We start from the raw sequence: 11,956 nt of genomic DNA, 5'->3' as shown, positions 1-11,956 counted from the left end.
GAGACATGCAGAGAGAAACCGTATTCGACCTGATCGGCGTCGGCTTCGGGCCGTCGAATCTGGCGCTGGCCGTGCGCCTCGCCGAGCGCGGCGGCGCACGGCCGTTCACGCACTGCTTCATCGAGCGCCAGCCGGAATTCGGCTGGCACCGCGGGATGCTGCTCGACGATTGCCGGATGCAGATCTCGTTTCTGAAGGATCTCGTGACGATGCGCGATCCGACCAGCCGCTACACGTTCATCAACTACCTGTTCGAACGCGGCCGCCTGAACGAGTTCGTGAACCTGAAGAACTTCTATCCGACTCGCGTCGAATTCCACGACTACCTGAGCTGGGTCGCCGACGCGTTCGACGAGCACGTGCATTACAGCGAGACCGTCACCGCGATCGAGGCCGTGCCCGGCGACGGCGCACACATCGACGCGCTGCGCGTGCTGTCGCGCGACGCGGCCGGCCGCGAGCGCCAGCGCGTGACGCGCGCGCTGTCGGTCGGCGTTGGCGGCACGCCGGCGGTGCCGGACGCGTTCGCCGCGCTCGGCCGCGACCGCGTGATCCATTCGTCGTCGTATCTGTCCGACATCGACCGGCTCGTCGCGTCGCCGGCCGGCGAGCGCCGCCGCGTCGCGGTGATCGGCGCGGGGCAGAGCGCGGCCGAGGTGTTCGTCGATCTCGCGCGCCGCTTCCCGCACGTCGACGCGAGCCTCGTGATGCGCGCGGGCGCGCTGAAGCCGGCCGACGACAGCCCGTTCGTCAACGAGATCTTCAGCCCGGAGTTCACCGACGTCGTCTACGCGCAGCCGCATGACGCGCGCCGCGCGTTGCTCGAGCGCTATCGCGACACCAATTACGCGGTGGTCGACCGGCCGCTGATCGAGCAGATCTACGAAATGCTGTACCTGCAGCGCATCGACGGCACGGCGCGCCACGCGCTGCTCGCGAACAGCGCGATCGAGGCCGCGGTGCGTGGCGGCGACGGCCGCATCGAGCTGACGCTGCGCGACCGGATGAACGGCGCGACGCGCGTCGAACGGTTCGACGCGCTCGTGCTCGCGACCGGCTACCGGCGCGACACGCATGCGGCGCTGCTCGAAGGGCTCGCGCCGCATCTCGGCGATGCGCTCACGCGCGGCGACGTGACGCGCGACTACCTGCTCGCGACGCCCGAGCACTTCGCGCCGCGCATCTACCTGCAAGGCTGCTGCGAAGACAGCCACGGGCTGTCCGACACGCTGCTGTCGGTGCTGGCGCGCCGCGCGGACGAAATTTGCGCGTCGCTCGAGGAAGGCATCGCGGCTGCGCATGACGACGGCGCGAGCCGCGCAGCGCACGAACAACGACATCAACACGGGGCGAGCGCAGGCCGCATGGCTTTCGCTCTTTGACAAAGGCGCGGTCGGAGACCGCATCGAAAAAGTGGAGCAGAGAAAGATGGAGTGGGCAACAGGCACGCGTGTGCGTGCGATCGCAGCCGCGGCAAGCGTGGCGTTCGGGATGGCCGCAGGGCCCGCATACGCGCAGACGGCGCCGGCCGTGAACGCGGGCGCCGCGGCGTCGGCGAGCAGCGCGCAGAACGGCGTGGCGGGCAAGGCGGCGGTGAGTGCGGGCGGCACGTCGAGCGGCGCGCAGGGCGGCCCGGCGGCCGGCACGCTGCCGGCGATCAACGTCAACGCGGGCGCGGAAGGAGACGGCACGGTCGGCCTCGTCGCGAAGCGCAGCCGCACCGGCACCAAGACCGATACGTCGATCAATGAAATCCCGCAGACGATCAACGTCGTCACCGCGCAGCAGATCGAGATGACGGGCGCGACCGACGTGAACGCGGCGCTGCGCTACGTGCCCGGCTTCTCGTCGTACGGCTCGGACAACCGCTCCGACTGGTACGCGGCGCTGCGCGGCTTCACGCCGACCGCGTACGTGAACGGCCTGCAGGTGCCGAACACGCTGAACCTGTCGAGCTGGCGCGTCGATCCGTACATGATCGACAGCATCACCGTGCTGCGCGGGCCGACGTCGGTGCTGTACGGCGCGGGCGATCCTGGCGCGATCATCGACGTGCAGACCAAGACGGCCGACGGCGAGCGCGTGCGCGAAGCCGGCGTGCAGTTCGGCAACTATGCGCGCAAGCAGCTCATGCTCGACGTCGGCGACAAGCTCGACGCGGACGGCAAGTATGCGTACCGGTTCGTCGGCGTCGCGCGCGACGGCAACGCGCTGACGGGCCCGAACAACGACCAGCGCGTCGCGCTCGCGCCGTCGTTCCGCTGGCGCCCGGACGCCGATACGTCGCTGACGCTGTCGGCGACGTATCTGCAGGACTGGGGCGACATCTCGTCGAACTTCCTGCCGGCCCAGGGCACGGTGCTGCCGAACCCGAACGGGCAGATCAGCAAGGACGTCTACGGCGGCGATCCGAATTTCAACTACTACCGCAAGAAGCAGTGGTCGCTCGGCTACCAGTTCGAGCGGAACCTGAATTCGATGTGGACATTCCGGCAGAACCTGCGCTGGATGCACCTGTCGCTCGACAACGGCTCGGTGTTCGGCGCGGGCTTCGCGGACGACAATCTGACCGACATCAACCGCTGGGCCGGCGTGTTCCAGACGAACTACAGCCGCTTCGACATCGACAACAACCTGCAGGGCCGCTTCGGCACCGGGCCGCTCGAGCACACGCTGCTGCTCGGCTTCCAGTACAACCGGCAGACCGCGACCGACAGCGAATGGCTGGCTGCCGCGCCGACGCTGAACATCTACAACCCGGTCTACACGCCGGTCACGTCGGCGGTGTTCACGCCCGACGCGACGTTCCGCACCAATACGTACACGACGATGAACACGTTCGGACTGTACGCGCAGGACCAGATCAAGTGGAACCGCTGGACGCTGACGCTCGGCGGCCGCGAGGACTGGGTCAATCAGCGGATGGACGACCGCGCGGGCGGCACGCAGTCGAAGGCCGACGTCACCGCATTCACCGGCCGCGTCGGCCTCACGTACCAGGGCGACTACGGGCTGTCGCCGTACGTCAGCTACGCGACGTCGTTCAATCCGCTGATCGGCGTGAACCTGTACGGCGGCGGCCTGCCGCAGCCGACGCGCGGCAAGCAGATCGAGGCCGGCCTGCGCTGGCAGCCGCCCGGCAAGAACATGATGCTGAGCGCGGCGATCTACCAGATCAACCAGACCAACGTGCTCACGCCGACGCCGACGAATCTCGATCCGTCCGGCACGACGTCGATCCAGACCGGCGAAGTGCGCTCGCGCGGGATCGAGCTGAACGCGACCGGCAAGCTCACGCGCAACCTGTCGCTGATCGCGTCCTACGTGTACCAGGACGTGAAGAACGTGAAGGCGAACGACGCATCGCTGAACAACTGGCCGGTCGACATTCCGCGGCCGCGCCAGATGGCGTCGCTGTGGGCCGACTGGACGTGGCACACCGGGCCGCTCACCGGCTTCGGCCTCGGCGGCGGCGTGCGCTACCAGAGCGCGTCGGCCGGTGCGGCGGACAACTCGCTGACCGTGTCGAGCTACACGCTGTTCGATGCGGGCGTGCACTACGACACGCGTAACTGGCGCTTTGCCGTGAACGGGACGAACCTGTTCAACCGCCACTACATCAGCGGTTGCCAGTCGACGAGCGTCTGCATTTTCGGTACCGACCGCACGGTGATCGCCACCGCGAAATACAACTGGTGACGCCGCGCGCCGCGGCGCGCCGGCCGGCCCGAAGGCCGGCGCGGGCGGGCCGCGGCGCCGTCGTCCGCTTTTTCCACGACGCCTCCATGCCGAAGAAAAATCTCGTCTACATCCAGTCGCTGCGCAACGGCGCGGCCGATCGCGCCGGCCAGCCGGTCGCTTACCGTGGCGGCACGCGCTACATGAAAGCGCCGCTCGAGTTCCTCGTCGAGCGCCTGAACGACTCGCCGCTCGGCGAACGCTACACGCTGCAAGGCGTGATCGTCGACGACGACGAAGGCTCGCCGGCCGACCGCGCGAAGGTCGCCGACTACGGGTTCAAGCGCACGCCAGGCAGCCCGTGGATCCTGCCCGACGGGCTGACCGTGCAGGGCCGGCCGGTCGACGACCTGTTCTGCACGATCGCGTCGACGTACCGGCGGTTGCCGCGGGACGCGCGCGAGCGTGTAACGGGCAAGCAGGCGTTCGAGCGCCGGCTGCTCGAGCGGCTGCTCGAACTCGATGCCGACGTGGTCGTGCTCGACGGGCTGCTCGTGATCCTCGACGAGCTCGTGCGTCCGGGCGCGCGCTTTCATCGCCGCATCGCGAACATCCACCCCGGCATCACCGCCGACGGCTCGCCGTACCAGCGGCGCGGCGCATGGGCGACGCTCGATGCGCTGCACGGCGCGCGCGGCGAACGGGTCGACTGGGCGAGCGGCACGACGTCGCACGTCGAGCCCGTGACGATGACGGGCGCATCGTTCCACTACGTCGACAACGGCATCGATTCCGGCGAGGTGATCTGCGACGTGCTCGACACGCCGATCGCGCCGGACGACACGATTCTCGAACTGCGCTGGAACAACTTCCAGCGCAGCCTGTTTCCGGCGCTCGAGCGGGGGCTGCACATCCTCGCCGACCGCCACGACGCGGGAGCACTGTGATGGAAGACACGCTGACGCAACCGGCAGCCACGGCGCCTACGGCAGATGTCGTAGAAGGCGACGTGAACGCGGCGCTCGACGGCGCCGCACATGCACGAACGGGCACGCACGAGCAGGCGCCGGCCGCTGCCGAGCGCACGCTCGACGCATGGCGCCCCGACGATCCGCCGGCCGCGCTGCTTGCGGAATTCGTCACGCTGTTCAACACGGACACGCGGCACGACGCGGCGACGGTGTCGCTGCCGCTCGGCGGCGCCGACGCGGCGGCCGTCGCGGCGTATGTCGCGCGGGCGGTGCGCGAAGGCGTGATCGACGGCGCGCAGGTCGCGGGCGACCGGCTGCGCGTCACCGCATCGCGCGCGACGTTCTGGCAGAACCCGCGGCCGTGGCTGAAGGCGAGCGCGTCGGGCGGGATGCCGCTGCGCTACACGATCACGAACGGCCATCGGCATCCGGTGCGGCCGCCGTCGCCGGCAGGCGAGATCTATGCGCGCTACATGCCGCAGGTCGGGATGACGTTCAGCCTGCGCACCGTCGACGTCGACGCGCATGCACAGCTGTTCAGCGACTGGATGAACCTCGATCGCGTCGCGCACTTCTGGGATCAGCGCGGCACGCTCGCCGAGCACACCGCGTATCTCGCGGAGCGGCTCGCCGATCCGCACATGCATCCGACGATCGGCTATTTCGACGACACGCCGTTCGGCTATTTCGAGTTCTACTGGGCGAAGGAGGACCGCCTCGCGCCGTTCTACGACGCGCACGACTACGATCGCGGGCTGCACCTGCTGATCGGCGACTCGCGCTTCCAGAGCGCGGGCAAGCTGCATGCGTGGTGGAGCGGGGTGCTGCACTACATGTTCGTCGACGAACCGCGCACGCAGCGCCTCGTCGGCGAGCCGCGCGTCGATCACGTGCGGCATATCGCGTACATGCACCGGCTCGGGTTCTACACGCTGAAGGAATTCGATTTCCCGCACAAGCGCGCGGCGCTCACCGTGATGGAGCGCGAGACGTTCTTCGACACTTTCCGGTTGCCGTGAACGGATGCGGCGCGAAGCGCCGGCGCGGCTGGATGATGCTTCGTGCGGCTTGCCGGGGGCGACGGGCATCGGCCCTGCGGTCGGCAGGAACGCATCGCCGATGCATGCCGTGCTCGTCACGAACAATAGTCGCGAATGCGGCCGTGTCGCGGGGGTTGTCGTTCGAAGACCGGGCAGCGTCGGCATGATGCCGTGCACGCACGATCGCATGGCCGCCGCGCCGCAGCCTGTCATCCTCGACGAGCGGGCGGATCCGCGAGGAAACCGCCGCGGAACGCGTCGAGATACCGGTCGGCGTCGCCATTGAATTCACCGGGCAACAGCGCGAACGCGCGGGCCTGCAGATCCTGCCCGAGCGTCGCGCAGGTCGCGTCGTCGGACAATAGCGCGCGGATCGCATCGTGCGTGTGCGCCGACGCGATCCGCTTCGCGTCGCGCGCAAGCAGCGCCGCCGCAGCGAGTTCGGGCTCGAAGCCGTGTTGTTCCAGCAGATCGGGCGCGACGTCCCAGATGCGTTCGCGATTGCCCGCATCGTGAAAATGCGTGAGCAGGAACAGCAGGTCGTACGCATCGCTGTTCTGGCGTGCGCGCCGGTCCTTCCACGCGAGCAGCTTCAGCAGCGCGAGCGCCGGGAGGCTCGCCACCGGCACCGTGATGCCGCCGCCGATCGACACGGCCAGCGCCGTATCGACCGCCTCCTGAAACCCCAGCACGTTCAGCACGAAGTCGCCGCCCGGCGGCCATGCGATTTCGCCGGGCGGCGTTTCGAGCGGCCCGAACGGCACCAGATCGAGTTCGGTGCGAAAGCCGGGCGAGCCGCTGTCGAACAGCAGTTTCTGCTGATGCTTCGGCGCGCGGGCGAACTGCCCGGTCGCGACGAGCGCATCGACGAGCCGTTCGTGAAACGGCCAGCTGACCGCGCACACCGCGACGTCGACGTCCCGCGTCGCGCGCACCGGACGGATGCCGTGCACGTGCCACATCAGGATGTCGCGCGCGGTCGCGCCGGCAACGACGAATGCCGCATCGAGTTGCGCGCACGCCGCGCCGACGGCCTGCAGCAGTGCGACCGCGGCCGGTTCGAGCGGCCGGCGCGCGTCGATTTCAAGCGGGCGGGCGGGCGAGGTATCGGTCATGGATGTGTTCGGCGGCGGCGAGATTGCGGCTGTCTCCGGACGACACGAGATCCGCGTAGATCAGGAGCGGCGGCACGAGCGGCACGTCCTGCTCGCGCCAGTCGAGTGCGGGCGACGGCGGCCAGAATGCTTCGAGCAGTTCGACGTCGCCGTGCTCGTCCGGGCGCAGACGCGCGTGAAGCAGCAGGCGGTTCGACGCGGCGCCGTGCGTATAGACGGTGATCGCGGCCGGCTTCAGGTCGTGCGTCAGCAGATCGGCCGCCGGTTCGCCGCCGAGCCGCGCATCGAAGGCGGCGAAATCGAAGCCGCGCCACCAGTCGGGGGCGAGCGCGGCAAACCGCCGGGCCGGCAGTTTCGCGCGCAGGCGGCTCGGGTACAGCGCGACCCATTCCTGCACGAAGCGCGGCCAGTCGGACATCAGCCGTTCGCCGTTGCGCCGCTGCGCGACGAGCCCGCGTGCGATCAGGTCGTCCATCGCGAGGTTCACCGTGCCGAGTGCGACGCCCGACACGGCGGCGATCGCGCGGTACGGTTGCGCGACGAGGCCCGGCTGCGTCGCCAGCGCGAACATCACGGCGAGCCCCTTCGGCGTCGTGGCGCGCGACGCTTGCCGGCGCGGGATGCGGGTCGGTTTCGGGCGCCCGAGAATCATCACGGTGGCCTCCGGCTGGAGCAGGCACGCGTTGCCGGCGGTATCGACGAACGGGATGCGTTCGTCGATCAGGCGGGCGGCCAGTTCGTCCGAGACGTACGGCGCGACCAGCATCAGCGGCCGCTCGCCGGGCGCGGGCCCGCTGCCGCGGCGCCGCAGCGCCGCGCGCGCATCCTGCACGGTTTCGACGCCCGCGCTCACGGCCGCCGGCAATTCGAGAGTCTGCCCGGCAATGCGGAAGCGGATCATCGCGTCGGCGTGCGCGCGGTATGCGGCCGGCACGCGTATGGGCCGGGCGTTGAAGCGCCGGGTCGCGCGTTCGAACGCGGTGCACGCTTCGTCCAGCACGTGCTGTTCCGCGATCGGAAGAGGAGCGTTGTCGGGCATCGGAGCGGGTCGCTTGTTCACTTTTCCATCAGCGTACACAAAAAATGTACAAGCGTCAAAAAATGAACAAACGTGACCAACACTTTGATCTGATGGAACTATTTTATAATCTTGAGCGGCAATCAATCGATTCCCTCCGCCAAAAAATTGCGCCCGAACTCACAGTGTCGTCCATTCCCGGCCGGCGCGGCAGTCGTCCGGACGGCTGGTCTGCGCGGTCTGCCCAATTCGTCGCGCGTCGCGGCGGCCGGCCGGCAACTCCAGGTTGCCGCCGCGACGACTTTATGTCTGTCTGGTTGCTGTCCGTCGGACTATCCTTGCCAGCACCCCCACCAGCACCCAGGAGACGACACCGTGACGCACAGCGTGATTCCCGCAGGCCTCGCCGACGAAATGATCCAGATCCGGCACCGTATTCACGCGCACCCCGAGCTGGGCTTCGAGGAATTCGCGACGAGCGACCTCGTCGCCGAGCAATTGCAGGCGTGGGGCTACACGGTGCATCGCGGGCTGGGCGGCACGGGCGTGGTCGCGCAGCTGAAGCTCGGCGACGGCGCGCAGCGCCTCGGCCTGCGCGCCGACATGGACGCGCTGCCGATCCACGAATCGACCGGTCTTCCGTACCAGAGCACGATCCCCGGCAAGATGCACGCGTGCGGCCACGACGGCCACACCGCGATGCTGCTCGCCGCCGCGAAGCACCTTGCGCGCGAACGCCGCTTTTCCGGCACGCTGAACCTGATCTTCCAGCCGGCGGAGGAAGGGCTCGGCGGCGCGAAGAAAATGCTCGACGACGGGCTGTTCGAGCAATTCCCGTGCGATGCGATCTTCGCGATGCACAACATGCCCGGTTTCCCGACCGGTAAATTCGGCTTCCTGCCTGGGCCGTTCATGGCGTCGTCGGATACCGTGATCGTCGACGTGCAAGGGCGCGGCGGCCACGGCGCGGTGCCGCACAAGGCGATCGATCCGGTCGTCGTATGCGCGCAGATCGTCATCGCGCTGCAGACGATCGTGTCGCGCAACGTGTCGCCGCTCGACATGGCGATCGTCACGGTCGGCGCGATCCATGCGGGCGACGCGCCGAACGTGATTCCCGATCGCGCGCAGATGCGCCTGTCGGTGCGCGCGCTGAAGCCGGACGTGCGCGACCTGCTCGAGACGCGCATCAACGAAGTCGTTCACGCGCAGGCGGCCGTGTTCGGCGCGACCGCGACGATCGACTACCAGCGCCGCTACCCGGTGCTCGTCAACGATGCCGAGATGACCGCGTTTGCCCGCGGTGTCGCGCGTGAGTGGGCCGGCGAAGCGAACCTGATCGACGGGATGGCGCCGCTCACCGGCAGCGAGGATTTCGCGTTCCTGCTCGAGAAGCGGCCGGGCTGCTACCTGATCATCGGCAACGGCGACGGGGAGGGCGGCTGCATGGTGCACAACCCCGGCTACGACTTCAACGACGCGGCGCTGCCGGCCGGTGCGTCGTATTGGGTGAAGCTGGCCGAGGCGTTTCTGGTGTAACGGCGGGCGCGCCCAAGGCATTCGATAGCGAGGCGTTCCTGGCCCGCATGCGGAGATCGCATGGCGGTTAAAGGTCGGCAACTTCAACTCACCCCTCTGGCCGAACGCGATCTCGAAGACATTTGGCGCTACACCGCCGAACATTGGTCGCTGGAGCAAGCAGACCACTACCACCGCGATCTGGTTGCAACCATGGAAGCGCTGGCGCGCGGCCGAAAAGTCGGTCGCGCCTGCATTGCCCGTGATGGCTATTTCCGATACGCGGCAAGCTCACACGTCGTGTTCTATCGCGAAACGGACGCGTCGTTCGATGTCATCCGCATGATGCATGAACGCATGGACATCGAGCGGCATCTGTAGACGCAAGCCGCGTGCAAGGCGGCCACGTCGAAGCGGGCTCGCAATTCCGGTGCGAAGCGCCGTTCGGCTCCGGCTGCGATCCCGCCCGAACTAGAACAGGCTCCCATCGAACAGCGCCGCCGCCGCGTCCGGATTCGACGGCCAGTACATGTGCATGTACGTCGCGACGATCGGGCCCGCGCGATACACGGCTTCGCCGCTGCCGGCGCCGCCATCGGGCCGCGCGGCGCTCGCCACCGGCGCCAGCGGCGTCTCGAGCCGCGAATAATGAAACGTATGACCGCGCATCGTCCCGGTGCGCGTGTCCAGCTGCTGCATCCCGAGCGCCGCGAACCGGCGCTGCATCGTCGCATGGCCCGGCAGCAGCCCGAGCATCGGCGTCGTCGCACCGTCCGCGTCGGCAAGCGATTCGCACAGATACACCATCCCGCCGCATTCGGCGACGATCGGCCGCCCGGCGGCCGCGTGCGCGCGAATCGACCGCGCGGTCACGGCATTCGCCGCGAGCGTCGCTGCATGCAGCTCCGGATACCCGCCGGGCAGGAACAACGCATCGCAATCGCCGGGCACGGGTTCGTCCGCGAGCGGCGAGAAGAACTGCAGTTGCGCACCGAGCGCATCCAGCAGCGCCAGATTCGCCGGATAGATGAACGAGAACGCCGCATCGCGCGCGATCGCGATCCGCCTGCCGGCGAGCGCGCGCGGCAGCGGGGCGGCAACGTCCGGTTCGGCGAACGCGACGACGGGCGGCAAGCCGGCGAGCGCCGTCTGCTCGAGCACGTCGGCCGCGCGCTCGAGCCGCGCGTCGAGGTCGGCGATGTCGGCTGGCTGGTGCAGGCCGAGATGCCGTTCCGGCAGCGCGATACCGGCATCGGCCGGCACGTGCCCGAGCCAGCGCAAGTCGCCCGGCAGCGCCTGCCGCAGCAGTTCCGCATGCCGCGGCGAGCCGACGCGGTTCGCGAGCACGCCGTGAAACGGCAGTCCCGGCCGGAACCGCGCGAGCCCGAACGCGATCGCCGCGAACGTCTGCGCCATCGCCTTCGCGGAAATCACCGCGACGACCGGCACGCCGAACGCGGCCGCGAGGTCGGCGCTGCTCGGCGTGCCGTCGAACAGCCCCATCACGCCTTCGATCAGGATCAGGTCCGCGTCGCGCGCGGCCTCGGCAAGCAGCGCGCGGCAGCCGGCTTCCCCGACCATCCCGAGGTCGAGCGCATGCACCGGTGCGCCGCTCGCGCGTTCGAGCAGCATCGGATCGAGAAAATCCGGCCCGGTCTTGAACACGCGCACGCGGCGGCCGAGCCGGCGGTGCAGCCGCGCGAGGCCCGCCGTCACCGACGTCTTGCCCTGGCCGGACGCGGGGGCGGTGACGAACAGCGCGGGGCAGGCCGGCATCGGTCAGAACTCCACGCCGGGCTGCGCCTTCACGCCCTGTTCCTTGTACGGATGCTTGACGAGCCGCATCTCGGTGACGAGGTCGGCCGCATCGATCAGCGCATCCGGCGCATGCCGGCCGGTGACGACGACGTGCACCGAAGCCGGGCGCGCGACGAGCGTCGCGAGCACTTCGTCGAGCGGCAGGTATTCGTACTTGAGCACGGTGTTCAGTTCGTCGAGGATCACCATCCGGTAGTCGCCGCTTTCGATCATCCGGCGCGCCTCGTCCCAGCCCTTGCGCGCGGTCGCGATGTCGGCGTCGCGGTTCTGCGTGTTCCACGTGTAGCCGTCGCCCATCGTCACGAAATCGCATTGCGCGACCGCGCCGAGGAAATCGCGCTCGGACGTATGCAGCGCGCCCTTGATGAACTGCACGACGCCGAGCCGCATCCCGTGGCCGAGCACGCGCACGGCCATCCCGAACGCGGCGGTGCTCTTGCCCTTGCCGTTGCCGGTGTTGACGATCAGCAGGCCCTTTTCCTGCGTGGCCGCAGCCTGCTTTTTTTCATGGCCGGCGCGGCGGCGTTCGGCCATCCGCTGATGGGATTCGGCATCGGTCTTCATTGGGAATCGTCCTGTCGAAAGCGAAACAAACGTTCAGAGCGGGCCGGCGAGCGCGACCGTCACGCCGCCCACGATGGATTTGGGGCCGAGCAGCCGGCCTGCGGGCGCCGCAAGCATCGCGCACGGCTCGGCCACGCCGGCCACGCCGAAGCGCGCGAGCGCGGCGTCCGACGGACGGCTCGCTGCAAGCGGCGCGCACTGCGCGAGCTGCGCCGCGTCGAACGCGACGAGCGG

General features: G+C 68.9%; 11 protein-coding genes. 6 read left to right on the top strand and 5 right to left on the bottom strand.

Going from position 1 to position 11,956, the window contains the following annotated elements; genetic code table 11:
* Positions 1 to 5: 5 nt before the first annotated feature.
* The 4 genes from BSE24067_RS29840 (at position 6) to BSE24067_RS29825 (ending at position 5,668) form a co-directional block, all read left to right on the top strand.
* Positions 6 to 1,382 carry a lysine N(6)-hydroxylase/L-ornithine N(5)-oxygenase family protein gene (locus tag BSE24067_RS29840; protein ID WP_151068302.1) on the top strand — a complete coding sequence of 459 codons (1,377 nt, stop codon included), beginning with the start codon at positions 6 to 8 and terminating at the stop codon, positions 1,380 to 1,382.
* Between the two features lie 46 nt (positions 1,383 to 1,428).
* A complete protein-coding gene (locus BSE24067_RS29835) occupies positions 1,429 to 3,699 on the top strand; it encodes a TonB-dependent siderophore receptor (RefSeq protein WP_151068303.1) in 2,271 nt (756 codons plus the stop codon).
* Positions 3,700 to 3,785: 86 nt separating this feature from the next.
* Positions 3,786 to 4,625, top strand: coding sequence for a formyltransferase family protein (locus BSE24067_RS29830; RefSeq protein ID WP_151068304.1), 840 nt, complete (start codon positions 3,786 to 3,788; stop codon positions 4,623 to 4,625).
* A complete protein-coding gene (locus BSE24067_RS29825) occupies positions 4,625 to 5,668 on the top strand; it encodes a GNAT family N-acetyltransferase (RefSeq protein ID WP_151068305.1) in 1,044 nt (347 codons plus the stop codon). The genes BSE24067_RS29830 and BSE24067_RS29825 overlap by 1 nt, the downstream gene beginning before the upstream one ends.
* 230 nt (positions 5,669 to 5,898) lie before the next feature.
* On the opposite strand, the gene BSE24067_RS29820 is transcribed toward BSE24067_RS29825, so the two are convergent.
* Entirely contained in the window at positions 5,899 to 6,804 is a 906-nt protein-coding gene (locus BSE24067_RS29820; protein WP_151068306.1) for a nucleotidyl transferase AbiEii/AbiGii toxin family protein, read from the bottom strand.
* Positions 6,773 to 7,843 carry a type IV toxin-antitoxin system AbiEi family antitoxin gene (locus BSE24067_RS29815; protein WP_151068307.1) on the bottom strand — a complete coding sequence of 357 codons (1,071 nt, stop codon included), beginning with the start codon at positions 7,841 to 7,843 and terminating at the stop codon, positions 6,773 to 6,775. Before BSE24067_RS29815 ends, BSE24067_RS29820 begins: the two co-directional genes overlap by 32 nt.
* Positions 7,844 to 8,197: 354 nt before the next feature.
* Between BSE24067_RS29815 and BSE24067_RS29810 the strand changes: the two genes are divergently transcribed.
* Together BSE24067_RS29810 and BSE24067_RS29805 are read left to right on the top strand one after the other, a co-directional pair.
* On the top strand, positions 8,198 to 9,361 hold the full coding sequence (locus BSE24067_RS29810; protein WP_151068308.1) for a M20 aminoacylase family protein: 1,164 nt from the start codon (positions 8,198 to 8,200) through the stop codon (positions 9,359 to 9,361).
* 60 nt (positions 9,362 to 9,421) lie between these two features.
* The gene (locus tag BSE24067_RS29805; RefSeq protein WP_151068309.1) at positions 9,422 to 9,721 is read left to right on the top strand and encodes a type II toxin-antitoxin system RelE/ParE family toxin; all 300 of its coding nucleotides are present in this window, start codon (positions 9,422 to 9,424) and stop codon (positions 9,719 to 9,721) included.
* A 90-nt stretch (positions 9,722 to 9,811) separates the two neighbouring features.
* Here BSE24067_RS29805 and BSE24067_RS29800 read toward each other — a convergent pair whose 3' ends face one another.
* The 3 genes from BSE24067_RS29800 to BSE24067_RS29790 all read right to left on the bottom strand — a co-directional run.
* Positions 9,812 to 11,116: a cobyrinic acid a,c-diamide synthase CobB gene (locus BSE24067_RS29800; protein ID WP_151068310.1), complete on the bottom strand. Its 1,305-nt coding sequence runs from the start codon at positions 11,114 to 11,116 to the stop codon at positions 9,812 to 9,814.
* A 3-nt stretch (positions 11,117 to 11,119) separates the two neighbouring features.
* The gene (gene cobO / locus BSE24067_RS29795; protein WP_151068311.1) at positions 11,120 to 11,722 is read right to left on the bottom strand and encodes a cob(I)yrinic acid a,c-diamide adenosyltransferase; all 603 of its coding nucleotides are present in this window, start codon (positions 11,720 to 11,722) and stop codon (positions 11,120 to 11,122) included.
* Between the two features lie 33 nt (positions 11,723 to 11,755).
* Positions 11,756 to 11,956, bottom strand: a 201-nt coding sequence (locus BSE24067_RS29790; RefSeq protein ID WP_174904956.1) for a cobalamin biosynthesis protein, incomplete at its 5' end; no start/stop codon positions are given.

Source organism: Burkholderia latens, assembly GCF_902499045.1.
Classification (GTDB): domain Bacteria; phylum Pseudomonadota; class Gammaproteobacteria; order Burkholderiales; family Burkholderiaceae; genus Burkholderia; species Burkholderia latens.
Note: the sequence above shows the minus strand (reverse complement) of the source record. Positions and strands in the feature narration are given on the sequence as shown.

What these genes read in the sequence shown, in the direction of transcription:
- BSE24067_RS29815 (WP_151068307.1), bottom strand. Translation starts at nt 7,843, where the DNA reads ATGCCCGACAACGCTCCTCTTCCGATCGCGGAACAGCACGTGCTGGAC.
- BSE24067_RS29830 (WP_151068304.1), top strand. Translation starts at nt 3,786, where the DNA reads ATGCCGAAGAAAAATCTCGTCTACATCCAGTCGCTGCGCAACGGCGCG.
- BSE24067_RS29835 (WP_151068303.1), top strand. Translation starts at nt 1,429, where the DNA reads ATGGAGTGGGCAACAGGCACGCGTGTGCGTGCGATCGCAGCCGCGGCA.
- cobO (WP_151068311.1), bottom strand. Translation starts at nt 11,722, where the DNA reads ATGAAGACCGATGCCGAATCCCATCAGCGGATGGCCGAACGCCGCCGC.
- BSE24067_RS29825 (WP_151068305.1), top strand. Translation starts at nt 4,625, where the DNA reads ATGGAAGACACGCTGACGCAACCGGCAGCCACGGCGCCTACGGCAGAT.
- BSE24067_RS29840 (WP_151068302.1), top strand. Translation starts at nt 6, where the DNA reads ATGCAGAGAGAAACCGTATTCGACCTGATCGGCGTCGGCTTCGGGCCG.
- BSE24067_RS29805 (WP_151068309.1), top strand. Translation starts at nt 9,422, where the DNA reads ATGGCGGTTAAAGGTCGGCAACTTCAACTCACCCCTCTGGCCGAACGC.
- BSE24067_RS29800 (WP_151068310.1), bottom strand. Translation starts at nt 11,116, where the DNA reads ATGCCGGCCTGCCCCGCGCTGTTCGTCACCGCCCCCGCGTCCGGCCAG.
- BSE24067_RS29820 (WP_151068306.1), bottom strand. Translation starts at nt 6,804, where the DNA reads ATGACCGATACCTCGCCCGCCCGCCCGCTTGAAATCGACGCGCGCCGG.